A 14,372-nucleotide genomic window follows, 5' to 3' on the forward strand; every position below is an offset into this window, starting at 1 on the left:
TTCAATCCACCCGCCGTTCGAGGGTGCACCGCCCGGTGTCGACAAAGCCGCGGGCGGCATACCAATCCCTGAGCTTGGTCGTGGTCTGCGCATGCGGTGTCAGGACGATCTCGACGTCGTGGCAACCCTCTTTCCGCGCCCACTCCATCGCCGCCTCGATCAATTGCGTCGCGACACCGTTGCCGCGCCATTCGGGAACCACATAGAGGTCCTCGAGTTCGGCATAGAGGCCGACCTCGAGCCCAAACGACGTGCTCATCGCAGCAACACCAACGTTTCCTCCCCTCGCTTCGGCGAGGAACGCCGCGGTATCAGGGCGCTGCAGCAGGCTCCGCAAATTCGCCGCGACGCCGTCAACGGCATCGTTGAATCCTTCTTCGCGATAGAATCGCTCGAACAACGGCGTCATCCCCGCATGGTCGCCAAGGGTAGCACGGCGAACCGAGGCGGCCCTGTCCATCAGGCCGCTCCGGCATCGAAGGCCGGCCGCGCCGAGAAGTCGGCAGCCTCCTCAAGCACGCCGCCCACGCGCAATACCGTCGCCTCGTCGAACGCGCGCCCGATCAGCTGTAGCCCAAGCGGAAGCCCGTCGCTGGACAGTCCCGCCGGCACGGAGATCGCCGGAAGCCCGGCTAAGCTCGACGGCACGGTAAAGACGTCATTGAGATACATGGCGATTGGGTCGTCGTTCTTTTCACCGATCGCGAATGCCGCGCTCGGCGCGGTCGGTGTCAGGATGGCATCGACTTTCTCGAAGGCTTCGGCAAAATCCCGGACGATTAGCGCCCGCACGCGCTGTGCCTTGAGGTAATAGGCGTCATAGTAGCCGGCGGACAGGACATAGGTGCCTATCAGCACGCGTCGCCGGACCTCGGCGCCAAAACCGGCGCCCCGGGTCTCCTCATACATGTCGACCAGCGCGTCGGCGTTGACCCGAAGCCCATAGCGGACCCCGTCGTAACGGGCGAGATTCGACGACGCCTCGGCAGGGCCAATGATGTAGTAAGTCGGCAGGGCATATTTGGTATGGGGCAGGGAAATATCGACCATTTCGGCGCCGGCCGCGGTCAGCCAGTCGATGCCCCGGCGCCAAAGCTTGTCGATGTCTGCGGGTATGCCGTCCATGCGATACTCGGCCGGAATTCCGATTTTCAGGCCGTGGACGTCGCCGCTGAGCGCGGCCTCGAAATCGGGTACCGGCAACGGCGCCGATGTGGAATCCTTCGCGTCGTGACCGGCCATCGCGCCAAGCATGATGGCGGCGTCGTGCACAGTCCGGGCCAAAGGCCCGGCCTGATCCAGCGACGAGGCGAAGGCGACGATCCCCCATCGCGAGCATCGGCCATAGGTCGGCTTCATGCCGACAATGCCACAGAACGAGGCCGGTTGGCGGATCGAGCCCCCGGTGTCGGTGCCGGTGGCGGCGATGGCGGCGCGCGCCGCGACCGCCGACGCCGAGCCCCCGGAGGACCCCCCCGGCACGAGCGGCCGGTTGTCGCCCTCGCGCCGCCATGGGTTCTCGACCGGGCCGTAGTAGCTGGTGACATTGGACGAGCCCATGGCGAACTCGTCGAGGTTGGCCTTGCCAAGAAAGACGGCACCGGCGGCCTTGAGATTGACGGTCACCGTCGATTCGTAAGTCGGCCGAAATCCGTCGAGGATGTGCGAACCCGCCGTTGTCAGCACCCCCTCGGTGCAGAACAAGTCCTTGATGGCAATCGGTATGCCGTCCATGGCCCCCGTCTCGCCGGACCGCCGCCTTTGGTCGGACAAGGCGGCCTCCGCCAGCGCCTGCTCCGGCGTCTCGGTGATGAAGGCATTCAAGGGACGCACCGCCTCGACGGCGCGGACATGAGCCTCGGTCAGTTCCGCCGCGGTGAATTCACCCGAATCCAATCCGGCTCGGGCCTGCGCCAGGGTCAGGTCAGTCAACACCGCCATCACTCAACCACCTTGGGCACGGTGAAGAATCCTTTGGTCGGTGCCGGCGCATTTGCCAACACCTGGTCCGGATAGCCACCGTCGGTGACCGCATCGGGACGGCGCGGCAGTTCCTGGCTGGTCACGCTGGTCAGCGGAGGCACATCGGACGTGTCGATCTCGTCGAGCTGCTCCACCCAACTCAGAATGTTGGTGAGTTCGCCGGTCAAGGCCGCGAGTTCTCGGTCCGGAACTCGAATACGAGCCAAGTGTGCGATACGCGCAACCGTGGCCTTGTCTAGCGCCATGATGCTCCGCTCCTCGAATAGGCGGGAAATTTTGGTGGTACAGAAAACGGCGCGGACCTTATCACCGGGTCCAAGCTGTCGCAAGGCGACGGGACGGCCCGTCGCCGCTTGTGCAGGGGTGCCGCGCCCTGTATTCAATCGGCGCATGCCCGTCGTCGACCTCGAAAACCTCCCCGCACTCCTGGAATCGGGCCAACGCCTGATGGGCCTCGATGTTGGCAGCAAGACTGTCGGAATCGCCGTATCCGATAGCGATTTTAGGATCGCGACACCGGTTGAGATCCTGCGCAGGACTAAATTCCGCGCCGATGCGGAAAGGTTGTTTGAGACGGTTGTCGATCGCAATGTCGGCGGCCTTGTCATCGGGCTTCCGGTCAATATGAACGGCAGCGAGGGGCCGCGATGTCAGTCCGTCCGGCAATTCGTCGCAAACCTGATCGAACGCCGCGACATGCCGGCGACATTCTGGGACGAGAGGCTGTCGACGGTGGCGGTAACGCGGACCATGCTCGACGCCGACATCTCGCGGAAGCGCCGCGGTAAAGTCGTCGACAAGCTCGCCGCGGCCTATATCCTTCAGGGCGCGTTGGACAGCCTAAATCTTCGTCAGAACCGTTAAATGGCGATCGCACCGCGGAGAACCAGATGTCGATGTTACCTGTCTTGAGGGGACCGTCCACTCGAGTCACCGCCGCCCTTTACGGTGGGTTGATCTTGATCCTGGCGTCCTGCAATAGCGATGCCGAAACCTACCAGAGCGAGGACTATGACCTGAAGGTCGAGACTGTCGCCGAGGGCCTGACCAATCCATGGGGGCTCGCGTTTCTCCCAGATGGCAGAATGCTGGTGAGCGAGCGCCCGGGACGGCTCCGCATCGTCGAGGATGATGGCCGGCTGTCACCGCCGTTGGATGGCTTGCCCCCGATTTTCGCATCGGGTCAAGGCGGCTTGCTCGACGTCATTCTCGATCCCGAAGTCGAGCAGAACGCGGTTATCTATTTGTCCTACGCCGAGCCGGGTCCAGGTGGGGCCGGAACGGCGGTTGCGCGCGCGGTTCTCGACCGCGAAGGGAATCGTATATCCGACGTCGAGGTCATCTTCCGCCAAGCACCCAAGACCAATACCGGGATCCATTTTGGATCGCGGCTCGTCTTCGACCGCGCCGGCAAGTTGTTCATCACAATCGGCGAACGGGGCGAGCGGGATCGGGCGCAGGATTTCACCATCAACCGCGGCCAAGTGATCCGCATCAACCGTGACGGCTCCATCCCCGAAGACAACCCCTTCGTCGGCAGGGAAGGCTATCGGCCCGAGGTGTGGTCCTACGGTCACCGTAATCCGCAGGGCGCGGCGCTCCATCCGGACACCGGCGAGTTCTGGGAGGTCGAGCACGGCGCCCAGGGCGGCGATGAGATAAACATACCCGAGGCCGGTCGAAACTATGGCTGGCCGGTCATCTCCTACGGCCGCCATTATTCCGGCCAGAAGATCGGCGTCGGCACCCACAAGGACGGCATGGAGCAACCGGTTCACTACTGGGACCCTTCGATCGCGCCGTCGGGCATGATGTTCTACACTGGCGATAAGTTCCCGGCCTGGAAGGGAAATCTGTTCATCGGTGCATTGAAGTTCCGTCTCGTTTCCCGGCTAGTCCTCGATGGCGATACCGTGGTCGCGGAGGAGCGCATCCTCGGCGGATTGCAGGAACGAATACGCGACGTCCGACAGGGCCCCGATGGGTATATCTACCTGCTCACGGATTCGGGCGATGGCCGTATATTGCGGGTCACGCCGGCTGACTGATGGCCCTGCCTGGGATGCCCAATCCAACATAAATTCGCCAACTACCGGCACCAGGTCGCTGGCCCTTCCGTCACGAGTAGACCGTGGCAGAGGAAATCTGCCCAAGAAATCACGGTTCCGATTGCGCCGCCGCCGGAGGCCGAATATCTTGGGGGTCACGCTGAACAAATATCGGTCAGGCTAAAGACGGCAATGCAGGCGCGCCAAGAGCCGGAGGGTATCTTCGATGCCGAAACATGGGTGCGGCACGCGGAATCGCTGGGCTATGGCCTCACCGTCCTGATCGACCGAGAGACGCTAAAACCGGGGCAAATTCGCCTCGCGCTGCCCGGTCCCCGGCCGCTCCCACCGGACAGCGAGGCTGATCCCTTACGGCAAATCTGTATGGAACCAAGCGGATCACGATCACCGATGAGCGATGATCGATGGTGGGCTAACGTGCGCGACTACCTGCTCGCGAGCGGGCGCTACAGCCTTGCCGCACCGGAAGATTCCGACTCGTAATCGCAACGGCACCCTTCCCGCGCCTATCTTGTCGGCATGGCGTGGCGCGCAAAAAAATCGAGGATGTGCGCGGTCGCGTCGATATCGTCGTTGGTCTCACCAATAAGGAATCGCGGCAAATAGGGCCGCCGGCCGGGCCAGGTATGACCGCCGCCTTCGACGCGATAGAGCGTGACCTCGGTTCCCGCACGGCAGGGCAGGTAGCGCTCCACGACGACCCGGCTGTCGTCATCGCGATCGGTATCCGGCAGGGCAACGATCTTGGCCGGCCCGAGACAGCCGTTCAGCACCACCCATCGCGCGACGGTCTCCGGCGTCGAGCGCACCTCTCCCAGTTTGCGCCGGCCGAAACCGATGGTTCCGCCGCCATAGGGAAAGATTGGATCGTCGGTGCCGTTGATCAGCATCACCGGCAGCGGACGTATCGGATCGCAGCGGTCGGCCATGGCCATCGGAAAGCTTGCCGTGAGCGCCGCCACGGCGGCGAACGTGTCTGCCGCCTCGCACGCCAAACGAAGCGCCATCATGCCGCCGTTGGAGATTCCGGCCACATAAACTCGGCCGCGATCTACGGGATAGCGGGTCGCCACCGTCTCGAGGACAGCGCGCAAGAACGCAACGTCGTCGACATCGCCTTCGTGGGTCGAATAGGAAACGTCCGGGCGGCCATCGTTCCAGTGCCGCTCGAACCCCTGCGGATAGACGATGAGCAGATTACGCGCCTTGGCGTAGACGTCGAAATTCAGGTATCCGGCAAATTGCTCGGCCCGCCCAGCCCCGCCGTGGAGGGCGAAAACGACTCCCATCGGACGGTCGGGGGCTCCCGCGATTGGAGCATGGATGTGGTATTCGCGCTCCAAACCACCAATTGTTATCGTGTCGGAATGAAAGGCTACCGCCGAAGCCGGCGTAGAGATGGAAATCACAGCCAATATCGCTAGTCCCACCGTCAGAACGGCTCTAATAATTGGGCAGGAGAGACCGGCGCCGGTTCGAGAACGGTCGACGGTGCTATCCGCGGGAGATGAGATGTGTTGCGGCGACACGGCTCGGCGCCCTCCAATTCGCAAAACAGCCTAACCCATGGCACGAGGCAAAGAATTTTTCCCTGCGCGGCCGGCTGGACTCGCGGAAAATCTGGTAAAAACAGTCAAGACGGAAGCGGTTCCAGCGCCTCCCAGGTGTCGTCGCCCGCAATTCCGTCGGCGGTAAGGCCGGTAGCCCGCTGAAAGGCCCGCACGGCGGTGTCCGTCTTGCCGCCGAAATCGCCGTCGATCGCACCAGGTGAGAAGCCCTTTGCGGCCAGTGCCCGCTGCAGCAATTCGACGGCAGGGCCTTCGTCACCGTTTTGAAGCTGTGGACGCGGCGCTATTCCACCGAGCGCGGATAGCGCCCGTGCGGTGCGGTTGCGCCGATCGGCGAGCCCATTCAGACCGCCATTCACGATGCGCGTGACTGCCTCGACATTGTTCACGTCGGCCCATTCGAACGCCGTCTTGCCGTGGCGTTTTCTATTCGCCAGATAGCTGGCGGCAACGAGCCACGCGGTACCCGGCTCGACGGCGCGTTCCGGATTGGCTTCGAGGTCGATCCCGATCCGATTGCCGAAGGCGCGGTAATTGGACCGTCCCGTCAGTTGCAAATAGCCGCGCCCGCGATAGCGAAATCCGTCTCCCGATTCCGGTGGTCCGTTACCGTTTCGGTTGGCGTAGACCTGGTTGGCGAGCTTTTCCGCGTTACGCAGGAATTGCGCCGGATCGGCCCCCGCCGGCAGGCGATGGCCAAAGATCTCCTGTAGCCGGGCGACCGACGTGTAGTGCAAGGATTCGGCAACCAGCGTAAAGCGCAGCGATTCGTGTGCGCATTGCCCAATCATGTGGGCCGCGCGGAATTCATTATCGAGTGCACCTTGGTCGCTGATCTGGGCGCTCACCTGGTCGAGCCCGTCAATGGCGGTACCGGGTGCGTCGGAAGCGGCGGCGCGAACGGCTGATCTCAGGTCCATGACAGGTCCTCCGATACGGCTTTCACGACAAAAAGATTATCACCCTTCGAAGAGATTCCGAAGAACGCCATCGTGGCACGGCTCGACACGTCTTTGGGACGGTCGAATAGGGCTCCGTCGACTGCGATACCGCCGGAAGAAGTCACGACACCCGGGCTAGATCCGAATGCGGACCATACCGCTCGGCTCCGCGACCCGCTAGAATTGCGAATCGACCGGACAGACGTTTGAGACCGAACCTCGAACTGTGGAGACATGGATATGTTGCGGTATGTTGTGGTTTTCTTGGTCGGCGGAGTTCTCGGAACGGCGTTTGGCGTCGCTGTGGGGTTCTTTGCTTTTCCCTATGTGTTTCCGCCACCCGAAGCGATGGACACACTCACGGCCGAGGAAAGGGACCGTCTGATTGCCCGTGGTCAATTCATCCACGCCAATCCGTCCGATCCGGTCCATTACGGCATGGGCAAGGGGTCGGTTTACGAGAAGGTCGTGTACCTCGACACGGATTTCGAGGTTGGCCCCGGCCCCGCGTTTCATGTCTACCTCGTACCGAAGGCGCAGATCCGTCAATCGTCGGATGTGAAACAGACCATGTACGTCGATCTGGGCAAGTTGCGGGCGTTCAAGGGAAGCCAGAAATATCCCATTCCAGCCGGCGTCGAGCTGGGAGACTATCAAAGCGTGGTGATCTGGTGCGCCCAGTTCGGTGTGCTGATTTCCCCGGCGGATCTCGAATTCGAGAGCTGAGCTGGACCGGCCGCCACGGCGACTGGAGCCGAGGTCGGCATCCGATCGGGCAGTATTGCCTCATCCCCAGAATATGAGCGCGCATTCGCGACCCACTGGCCGGCGCGGCGCAGGCGGCACCCCTCATCGTGCATTCACAACCGCCGCAGGCGTTCCGCCCGCTGGGCGCTTTCCCGCTTGGTGCAGCCGCGATCCCAAGGATATAAGGACGGCACCGCAACGCGAAGCTTGAGGCCCTAAATGACGGCACCCCTGACGGGACTACGGGTTTTCGATCTCACCCGCATCCTAGCCGGTCCGACCTGCACCCAACTGCTCGGCGACCTCGGTGCCGACGTCATCAAGATCGAGCGTCCCGGCGAGGGCGACGACACCCGCAAATGGGGCCCTCCGTTTCTCAAGGGTCGCGACGGCAATGATCTCGCCGAAAGCGCCTACTACCTGTCCAGCAACCGCAGCAAGCGCTCACTGACCCTGGACATCGCTCAACCCGAGGGCCAAGCGCTGGCGCGCCGCCTGATCGGTCATTGCGATATATTGGTCGAGAATTTCAAGACCGGGGGCCTGGCCCGGTACGGGCTCTCCTATGGCGACCTGAAAGATGAGTTTCCCGGCCTCATCTATTGCTCGATCACCGGCTTCGGTCAGACCGGCCCCTACGCATCGCGCGCCGGATACGACTTTCTCGCCCAGGGACTCGGCGGGATCATGAGCATTACCGGCAGCCCCGATGACGAACCGGTCAAAGTCGGCGTCGGTATCGCCGACGTCATGTGTGGGATGTATGCCGCCGTCGCCATTCTCGCCGCGATCCGCCATCGCGACATTACCGGGCAAGGTCAGCATATCGACCTCGCCTTGCTCGACACCCAGGTCGCGTGGCTGATCAACGAGGGCCTCAATTACCTGACCTCTGGCCAAATGCCGACCCGGCTCGGCAACGAGCATCCCAACATTGTGCCTTACAAGGTGCTGCCGGCATCGGACGGTCACATCATCATCGCCGTCGGCAATGATCGGCAGTTCCAGCGTTTCTGCACCTTCGCCGGGTCCCCTGAATTGGCTGAGGACGACCGCTTTCGTACCAACGCGCTCCGGGTCAAGAACCGCCAAGCGCTCTATGAGCTGCTCCCCGATGTCACCCGGCGGAAAACACGCGCGGAGTGGAATGACGGCTTGGCTGCGCTCGGCGTGCCCTGCAGCCCGGTCAACGACATCGATCAGGTGTTCGAGGACCCTCAAGTCCAGGCCCGTGGCATGAAGCTTTCGCTCCCTCACCCGGACGCCCAGGCGGGGTCCGTCGACCTTATCGCCAACCCGATCAAGTTCTCCGAGACGCCGGTGGATTACCGCCATGTTCCACCCACCATGGGTCAGCACAGCGAAGAAATATTGGCCGAACTGCTGGGCATCGAAGCCGGCGAGATCGCGAACCTGCGCGTCAAGGGCGTCGTCTAGATTCCATTGGCACCCGCCGGCCGGCCAAACGAACGATGGTTGCGCCGATGCGACTCCGCTAAGGTCACGCCATGCATCAACGATGCCACAGCAGACTTGCTTGTTCGACCACGGGAGAAATCCGCCGATGTCCGAAATCCTGACGATCGCGCCGCGCGCAGCGTTCCAGACTTTCATGGACTTCCCATTGCACACGGACCTCGCAACTCTGGAAGCCGATGTCGCGATTCTCGGCCTTCCCTATGGCGATCCCTATCACATGGACGAGGTGACGAACGACCAGACCAATGCACCGACCGCTATTCGTGTCGCCTCCAAACGGCTGCAACAGTCGCTCGATCGGTGGGATTTCGATTTCAATGGGACCCTGTTCGACAACCGACCGATTCGGGTCGTCGATGTCGGCGATGTGCCCGGTGATACCAACGACCTCAAGGCCCATTACCGTAGAGCCGAGGCGGCCGCGCGCATAATCTTCGACAAGGGCGCGCTGCTGATCACCTTCGGCGGCGATCACGGCGTGCCGATCCCCATCTTCCGCGCACTCGAGAACCACGGCCCGGTGACCCTCGTCCATATCGACGCCCATCTTGATTGGCGAGACGATGTCAATGGCGTCCGGGAGGGCTATTCGAGCACGATCCGGCGCGCCTCGGAGATGCCGTGGATCGACCGCATCTTCCAGATCGGCATTCGTGGCACGGGCAGCGCCCGCGAGGATGAATACCGGGCGGCCCTCGACTATGGGGCCGAAATCATCACCTCCTGGGACCTGCACGATCATGGCATGGCCGCCGTGCTCGAGCGGATTCCGAACGGCGGCCCGTATTATCTGACAATCGATGCCGACGGCGTCGACCCAACGGTCATGCCCGCGGTCGCCGCGCCTCAGGGCGGCGGCGTGCTCTATCATCAGATGCGCGCCCTCATTCATGGCCTGGTCGAGAAAGGCCGCGTTCTCGGCATGGATGTGGTCGAGATAACGCCGGCGCGGGATCTCAACGAGATCACGTCCCTGACCGCCGGGCGGTTCGCTTGTAATCTGATCGGTACCGCCGTCCGGGCAGGCTATTTCTCTTAGAAAGGCCTTTTACGCGCTCGGTTCGGCGGCCCGGCCCCTGCGATGGGCAAATTGGAGCGGTCCGACCATTTCTATCCCTCGAAAGGCTGGCCCAAGTCCCGCTTTCGCTCACCGAAGGCATTGTCGTACTCGGCCCAAACGATCAGGTCGCGATAGTCGGTCCGGGCCAAGGCGAGTGCCCGTTCGAGCGTTTCCGTGTTTCCGGCAGAGACATACAAGGCACAGCGAATGATACGGTCACCGAAGACGTCAGGATCGTCGGATCGCGCCGATTCCATGACGGCCACGATTTCGGCGACGTGCTCGACCCCGAAATCGGCTTCGATGCGCCGGCGGATGTCCGCGGTAAGTGCCATGGCGATCGCGTAGCACATTCCGATCGTCGATCTCCAGGTTTGAAACCGTGGGGTCTTTGACACCGGCGACGCCAATCGGCCAAGGAATGTATAGTGGCACTCTGACCTATCGGGAGGCGCATCATGACGGGAGTTTCGGGACGGGTCGCCCTGGTAACGGGCGCGGGCAGCCGTGGCGGCATTGGATTCGCCTCGGCCCGCTTACTCAAGCAGGCCGGCGCCCGGGTCGGCATCACTTCGACCACCGAACGAATATTCGACCGGCTGGCCGAGTTGCCCAGTGTGGCGGCGGACGCTTTCGCCGCCACCGCCGATCTCACCGACCCGGCCCAGGTCGAAGCGCTGATCGCCGAGGGGACTGCGGCGCTCGGCCCGATCGATATTCTCGTCAACAACGCCGGGATGGTCCAAACGGGCGTCGAGGAGGAATCGCAGCGGCTCCATGAAATCGACGACGCGCAGTGGCGGCGCGGACTCGACCGTAACCTGTCCACGGCGTTCTTCGTGACCCGCGCGGTGCTCCCCGGCATGATCGAGCGCGGCTACGGACGCATCGTGCAGATGTCGTCGGTCACCGGACCGGTCGTCAGCAATCCCAAGGCGACAATTTACGGCGCCGCCAAGGCCGGGATGCTGGGGTTGACCCGCGCCCTCGCCATCGAGGTCGCCGATCGCAACATCACGGTCAACGCGATCGGCCCGGGCTGGATCGAGACTCCGTCCAGCAGTGCCGAAGAAATCTTTGCCGGCAAGAATACGCCTGTCGGTCGGCCGGGCACGGCCGATGAGATCGGCCATGTCGTCGTATTCCTGGCCGGTGAGGAGGCGAGCTATCTAACCGGCCAGCTCATTGTGGTGGATGGCGGCAACACGATCCAGGAATACAAAGGACCGGCCGAGGGATACTACTGACGGCAGTCCACTAATCGACGATCCTGCCATTGCCGGCGACGATCAGCGGCCAATTGCGGTCACCCACTTTGATCCGGTGGGCGCGGTTCCGTTCCCAACGGCGCTGGATGCTCTTCGAATGGTTGAGGTAAAGCCGCCCCTCGACAATCGACCACGCGGCGGGCACGGCCAAGGTCAAGGCGGCGGAGGCCGCGAACGCGGCAAGGATTGAACGGCGCGCTAATCGATTGGCGGTCATCGAGCGTCTCCTTGGAGCGTCTGTCGTCCGCACACAAAAGAATGTGCCACGCCCGCACCAGTCATCCATCCCTCACGCATATTCAGATTCTCGTGATCCGTACCGGCCGAATCGATCCAACCGTCAACCCCACGCGCCCAAGAATCGGAGCGTGTCCTTATCGACCGTGATGCTTCCGTTCAGCGGCTCACCGGGCTCGCGCTCCGCGGTAAAGGAAACCATCCAGTAGCCGTCGAATTCTTCCCGCATATCGGTGAAGTAGATGGCGCGCACATCTTCGATCGCCTTGGGGCCGTCCGGTGCCTGCATGTTAAGCGTTTCATAGAGATACAGCTTGATAACGACATCCTGGCTCCGTTGACCGGGCTCGCCCAAATGCTCAAACATGAAGTCGTCCTGCAGGTACATTTCGAGCTGGGCGTTGACGTGGGACGGATCGAAGAGCTCGAGCAGCCGCAACCATTTCTGTGATTCGAAATCATCCGCGAACGCGCCGAGCAGGGCCTCGAGTTGCCGGGACGGCTGAATTTCCGGATTGAACCGGGAGAATTGGTCGTCGTTCGAGGGTCGGTACGGGACCTCTTCCGGAGTGCCGGTCGACGAAGGCTGCGACCTCGCCGTGGCAAAATGACCTTGCAGCTCGACGACGGCGGCGACCAGGTCCTCTTTGGTGATCGGTGGGGCTTCCTTGCTCGCGAAGAACTGCGGCACCACCGGTATTGCCGCGATGACGATGGGAACGACAATGATGGCGACCCACCAGTATTTTCTTGGGACGTCCATGAGCGCTATTGGCGTGTTTGGTCTACGTAAGTGATTTCAATGGCGATGATAACCGAGTCTCACGCAATCGAACCAGAAGCAATTCGCCGGTCACATCCGAAACCGCCCGCCGCGGGATGGCATAGGGACAGGGGCATCGCGCTCGCTGCGATGCCCGATGGCGCGGCGGGCGGCTCGGTGGTGGCGATAGGCCGCTGATCTTCCAAACCGAGCCGCGCGCGTGGCCGACCTCGCCATCCCCACGCGCGATGTCGCGGGTGCAGGACGCGACCGACCTGCAGTCGCTCAACCGCTACACCTACGTCCGCAACAATCCGCTGTCGCTGACCGATCCGACCGGGTTCTTCTTCGGCCTTGACCTTGCAATCAGCGGCGGAAGTATTGGATTGAGCGGCGATTCATGAGGCTTCGGCGTCGTCTACAAGGCGATTCTGCAGGTCCCTGTCCTGGGAGACGTTGTGGCAATCGCAACCCAGGCCTACGCATGTTCGACCGGCAATGCGGCGTTCTGTGCCGTGGGTGCCGCCTATGTGAAACTTGGTAGCGGTGGTTCGATACAGGACGCCGCAAAGGCGGCCGCGTTTGCATACGTGTCGGCAGAGGTCTTCTCCGCGATCGGCAAGCAGTTGACCCGGATCATAGGGAATGAGCATTTTTTGGTTCAAGCTGTGGCCAAGGGCGTCGTTCATGGCACGACCGGAGGCGGCTTGCGCGCGGCCTTCGGCGGGTCGTTCCAGGAGGGCTTCATTTCCAACGCGATCGGCGCCGCCGCCGGTGTCGTGGTCATGGGATCATCGCTGGGCGGTATTAAGGACGAGACAGGCATTTTCATTCGAACCGCGATCGTCGGATCGGTCGGGGGCCTGTCCGCGCAGCTCACCGGCGGCAAGTTCGAAAATGGGTTCGCGTCTGCGGCGATTGCGCATGCGTTCAATCAGGAGCTTCATCGCAACGTCCCGAAAGGAACAGCGATTTCGCCGTACGGGGAGCGTGTTGTTCCTCTAGCTCAGATGCCGCAAGGTTCACAGCAAATACTCCAGTACCGGATATTCGTCTATGATGAAGAAACGGGCGAGTGGAAGATCGGGTTCCATTTTCCAGATGAAGGGCTGCAAGTGAGGCCAACGAGGAGTCCATCAGGGGCGGTCAACGGATTCGTCATTGCTCCGGAAGGTAGTCCGCCGTTGCCGCCGCCTGGATCCGGCAAAAACCCAATAGCTGGACTGCGTTATGGTTACTCAAATGAAGTAACCGGGCAGCCATATTTCCGTGCCTTCAACGACAGCCGCCAGCCAATATCACCTGTTACCGGGCAAGTTGTTCACCCCAAGAGCAATGAAGCGCACTATCCCTGGGGAACGATAGGTCGAAACTAGTTGGTGAATTCGAACATGGATGACTGGGCGATCCCCATACAACGGCCACTGGTTTCGATTGAGCTGGAGCTGGCTTCGATTAGGTTTTGTTTTGCCATCGGGGTGATTGCTATGAATGATGATTTCGCGCTAGTCGACAAGGGCAAGTCGTTTGAAGATGCGGAAGTATATTCCGCGTGGGAAAAAAAAGGAGATCTGAATCGACTTTGGTCTCTGATCGATGTGTCATGCCCCCGTCTTGTCATGAACATGGTCAGCCTTTGCGTAGCTTTTGATGATGGCCGTATTCTTGAGTGCAAGAACACCAACACTGTGCCTGAACAAGTGAATATTTGGGGATTCGAGGAACCTGAGGCGAGACAAGAGTTCCCCGATTCGGAGTTTCTAACAAACTATCCTAACGATTATTTGATTCGAATGAGATTGTCGGGACGGTAAACGTAGTCGTGTTGGGCTTCTGTCCACCCTGTAGTGGCCATGTCAGTCACCCGATGATTCCCGATGTGGCACATCTGGTTCGGAAACAAGGGTAATGAAGGTCCCATTCGATCAGGTGCCGGCGCATCTTCGTTCGACCTATGCGATGATCATCCGCACCTTTCCTGAGCGGTTGCCAGATGAGGATTACTTGCCGCTGCTCGCGGTTCTGGCCGAGTCTATGTCTCAACGAGCCGTAGCCAAGACAGTTGCACTTTGCGGATTCGATAAGAGCTACATAGTAGTGCTAAACGATGTGCGAGGCGTCTTATACCAAATCCCGTTGATCATGACCTATGTGCCCATTGCCTGTGTCCGATCGACATGATTTTCCAGGGCTGATCGATGAGCTTGTTCCAGGCGTCACAGCAGTGGTCGACGATGTCGTCGTATGAGTTGAAGAC

Annotated in this window: 18 protein-coding genes and 1 pseudogene; 10 read left to right on the forward strand and 9 right to left on the reverse strand. The window is 61.5% G+C overall.

The genetic code is table 11. From position 1 onward, the window contains the following. Position 1 precedes the first annotated feature (1 nt). Genes GY791_06075 through gatC form a run of 3 tightly spaced genes read right to left on the reverse strand, consistent with a single transcriptional unit; the run spans position 2 to position 2,228 of the window. Positions 2-460 carry a GNAT family N-acetyltransferase gene (locus tag GY791_06075; protein ID MCP4327988.1) on the reverse strand — a complete coding sequence of 153 codons (459 nt, stop codon included), beginning with the start codon at positions 458-460 and terminating at the stop codon, positions 2-4. After that, positions 460-1,941, reverse strand: a complete 1,482-nt coding sequence (gene gatA, locus GY791_06080) for an Asp-tRNA(Asn)/Glu-tRNA(Gln) amidotransferase subunit GatA (GenBank protein ID MCP4327989.1) — start codon at positions 1,939-1,941, stop codon at positions 460-462. Before gatA ends, GY791_06075 begins: the two co-directional genes overlap by 1 nt. Next, positions 1,941-2,228 (reverse strand): Asp-tRNA(Asn)/Glu-tRNA(Gln) amidotransferase subunit GatC, encoded by a 288-nt coding sequence (gatC, locus tag GY791_06085; GenBank protein MCP4327990.1) that lies wholly within the window; start codon positions 2,226-2,228, stop codon positions 1,941-1,943. Before gatC ends, gatA begins: the two co-directional genes overlap by 1 nt. A 145-nt stretch (positions 2,229-2,373) precedes the next feature. On the opposite strand from gatC, the gene ruvX reads away from it, so the two are divergent. The 3 genes from ruvX (at position 2,374) to GY791_06100 (ending at position 4,535) form a co-directional block, all read left to right on the forward strand. Beyond that, positions 2,374-2,847, forward strand: coding sequence for a Holliday junction resolvase RuvX (gene ruvX, locus GY791_06090; GenBank protein ID MCP4327991.1), 474 nt, complete (start codon positions 2,374-2,376; stop codon positions 2,845-2,847). Between the two features lie 32 nt (positions 2,848-2,879). After that, positions 2,880-4,031: a PQQ-dependent sugar dehydrogenase gene (locus GY791_06095; protein MCP4327992.1), complete on the forward strand. Its 1,152-nt coding sequence runs from the start codon at positions 2,880-2,882 to the stop codon at positions 4,029-4,031. Between the two features lie 192 nt (positions 4,032-4,223). Next, positions 4,224-4,535: a hypothetical protein gene (locus GY791_06100; GenBank protein ID MCP4327993.1), complete on the forward strand. Its 312-nt coding sequence runs from the start codon at positions 4,224-4,226 to the stop codon at positions 4,533-4,535. A 23-nt stretch (positions 4,536-4,558) separates the two neighbouring features. Here GY791_06100 and GY791_06105 read toward each other — a convergent pair whose 3' ends face one another. Together GY791_06105 and GY791_06110 are read right to left on the reverse strand one after the other, a co-directional pair. Next, the gene (locus tag GY791_06105) at positions 4,559-5,341 is read right to left on the reverse strand and encodes an alpha/beta fold hydrolase (protein MCP4327994.1); all 783 of its coding nucleotides are present in this window, start codon (positions 5,339-5,341) and stop codon (positions 4,559-4,561) included. A gap of 344 nt (positions 5,342-5,685) precedes the next feature. Next, positions 5,686-6,540, reverse strand: coding sequence for a hypothetical protein (locus tag GY791_06110; protein MCP4327995.1), 855 nt, complete (start codon positions 6,538-6,540; stop codon positions 5,686-5,688). Between the two features lie 261 nt (positions 6,541-6,801). Between GY791_06110 and GY791_06115 the strand changes: the two genes are divergently transcribed. The 3 genes from GY791_06115 (at position 6,802) to GY791_06125 (ending at position 9,826) form a co-directional block, all read left to right on the forward strand. Beyond that, positions 6,802-7,287: a DM13 domain-containing protein gene (locus GY791_06115; protein MCP4327996.1), complete on the forward strand. Its 486-nt coding sequence runs from the start codon at positions 6,802-6,804 to the stop codon at positions 7,285-7,287. 240 nt (positions 7,288-7,527) lie between these two features. Next, positions 7,528-8,745: a CoA transferase gene (locus tag GY791_06120; protein MCP4327997.1), complete on the forward strand. Its 1,218-nt coding sequence runs from the start codon at positions 7,528-7,530 to the stop codon at positions 8,743-8,745. Positions 8,746-8,872: 127 nt separating this feature from the next. Continuing rightward, positions 8,873-9,826 carry an arginase gene (locus GY791_06125; protein MCP4327998.1) on the forward strand — a complete coding sequence of 318 codons (954 nt, stop codon included), beginning with the start codon at positions 8,873-8,875 and terminating at the stop codon, positions 9,824-9,826. A gap of 71 nt (positions 9,827-9,897) precedes the next feature. Here GY791_06125 and GY791_06130 read toward each other — a convergent pair whose 3' ends face one another. After that, the gene (locus tag GY791_06130; protein ID MCP4327999.1) at positions 9,898-10,200 is read right to left on the reverse strand and encodes a hypothetical protein; all 303 of its coding nucleotides are present in this window, start codon (positions 10,198-10,200) and stop codon (positions 9,898-9,900) included. A gap of 105 nt (positions 10,201-10,305) precedes the next feature. On the opposite strand from GY791_06130, the gene GY791_06135 reads away from it, so the two are divergent. Then, positions 10,306-11,094, forward strand: a complete 789-nt coding sequence (locus GY791_06135) for an SDR family oxidoreductase (GenBank protein ID MCP4328000.1) — start codon at positions 10,306-10,308, stop codon at positions 11,092-11,094. 79 nt (positions 11,095-11,173) lie between these two features. Here GY791_06135 and GY791_06140 read toward each other — a convergent pair. Next, positions 11,174-11,260, reverse strand: a pseudogene (locus GY791_06140) (YHS domain protein). Between the two features lie 195 nt (positions 11,261-11,455). Then, complete coding sequence (locus GY791_06145) at positions 11,456-12,115, reverse strand: hypothetical protein (GenBank protein MCP4328001.1); 660 nt, start codon at positions 12,113-12,115, stop codon at positions 11,456-11,458. Positions 12,116-12,372: 257 nt separating this feature from the next. On the opposite strand from GY791_06145, the gene GY791_06150 reads away from it, so the two are divergent. Genes GY791_06150 through GY791_06160 form a run of 3 tightly spaced genes read left to right on the forward strand, consistent with a single transcriptional unit; the run spans position 12,373 to position 13,929 of the window. Continuing rightward, positions 12,373-12,519 carry a hypothetical protein gene (locus GY791_06150; protein ID MCP4328002.1) on the forward strand — a complete coding sequence of 49 codons (147 nt, stop codon included), beginning with the start codon at positions 12,373-12,375 and terminating at the stop codon, positions 12,517-12,519. A 54-nt stretch (positions 12,520-12,573) separates the two neighbouring features. After that, on the forward strand, positions 12,574-13,491 hold the full coding sequence (locus tag GY791_06155) for a hypothetical protein (GenBank protein MCP4328003.1): 918 nt from the start codon (positions 12,574-12,576) through the stop codon (positions 13,489-13,491). A gap of 15 nt (positions 13,492-13,506) precedes the next feature. Then, positions 13,507-13,929, forward strand: coding sequence for a hypothetical protein (locus GY791_06160; GenBank protein ID MCP4328004.1), 423 nt, complete (start codon positions 13,507-13,509; stop codon positions 13,927-13,929). A gap of 326 nt (positions 13,930-14,255) precedes the next feature. Here GY791_06160 and GY791_06165 read toward each other — a convergent pair. Next, positions 14,256-14,372, reverse strand: a 117-nt coding sequence (locus GY791_06165; GenBank protein ID MCP4328005.1) for an IS630 family transposase, incomplete at its 5' end; no start/stop codon positions are given.

The organism is Alphaproteobacteria bacterium, from assembly GCA_024244705.1.
Taxonomy (GTDB): Bacteria; Pseudomonadota; Alphaproteobacteria; order JAAEOK01; family JAAEOK01; genus JAAEOK01.

Excerpts from the sequence above, each read along its gene's own strand:
- GY791_06075 (MCP4327988.1), bottom strand. The coding sequence starts at position 460 with ATGGACAGGGCCGCCTCGGTTCGCCGTGCTACCCTTGGCGACCATGCG.
- gatA (MCP4327989.1), bottom strand. The coding sequence starts at position 1,941 with ATGGCGGTGTTGACTGACCTGACCCTGGCGCAGGCCCGAGCCGGATTG.
- gatC (MCP4327990.1), bottom strand. The coding sequence starts at position 2,228 with ATGGCGCTAGACAAGGCCACGGTTGCGCGTATCGCACACTTGGCTCGT.
- ruvX (MCP4327991.1), top strand. The coding sequence starts at position 2,374 with ATGCCCGTCGTCGACCTCGAAAACCTCCCCGCACTCCTGGAATCGGGC.
- GY791_06095 (MCP4327992.1), top strand. The coding sequence starts at position 2,880 with ATGTTACCTGTCTTGAGGGGACCGTCCACTCGAGTCACCGCCGCCCTT.
- GY791_06100 (MCP4327993.1), top strand. The coding sequence starts at position 4,224 with ATGCAGGCGCGCCAAGAGCCGGAGGGTATCTTCGATGCCGAAACATGG.
- GY791_06105 (MCP4327994.1), bottom strand. The coding sequence starts at position 5,341 with ATGGGAGTCGTTTTCGCCCTCCACGGCGGGGCTGGGCGGGCCGAGCAA.
- GY791_06110 (MCP4327995.1), bottom strand. The coding sequence starts at position 6,540 with ATGGACCTGAGATCAGCCGTTCGCGCCGCCGCTTCCGACGCACCCGGT.
- GY791_06115 (MCP4327996.1), top strand. The coding sequence starts at position 6,802 with ATGTTGCGGTATGTTGTGGTTTTCTTGGTCGGCGGAGTTCTCGGAACG.
- GY791_06120 (MCP4327997.1), top strand. The coding sequence starts at position 7,528 with ATGACGGCACCCCTGACGGGACTACGGGTTTTCGATCTCACCCGCATC.
- GY791_06125 (MCP4327998.1), top strand. The coding sequence starts at position 8,873 with ATGTCCGAAATCCTGACGATCGCGCCGCGCGCAGCGTTCCAGACTTTC.
- GY791_06130 (MCP4327999.1), bottom strand. The coding sequence starts at position 10,200 with ATGTGCTACGCGATCGCCATGGCACTTACCGCGGACATCCGCCGGCGC.
- GY791_06135 (MCP4328000.1), top strand. The coding sequence starts at position 10,306 with ATGACGGGAGTTTCGGGACGGGTCGCCCTGGTAACGGGCGCGGGCAGC.
- GY791_06145 (MCP4328001.1), bottom strand. The coding sequence starts at position 12,115 with ATGGACGTCCCAAGAAAATACTGGTGGGTCGCCATCATTGTCGTTCCC.
- GY791_06160 (MCP4328004.1), top strand. The coding sequence starts at position 13,507 with ATGGATGACTGGGCGATCCCCATACAACGGCCACTGGTTTCGATTGAG.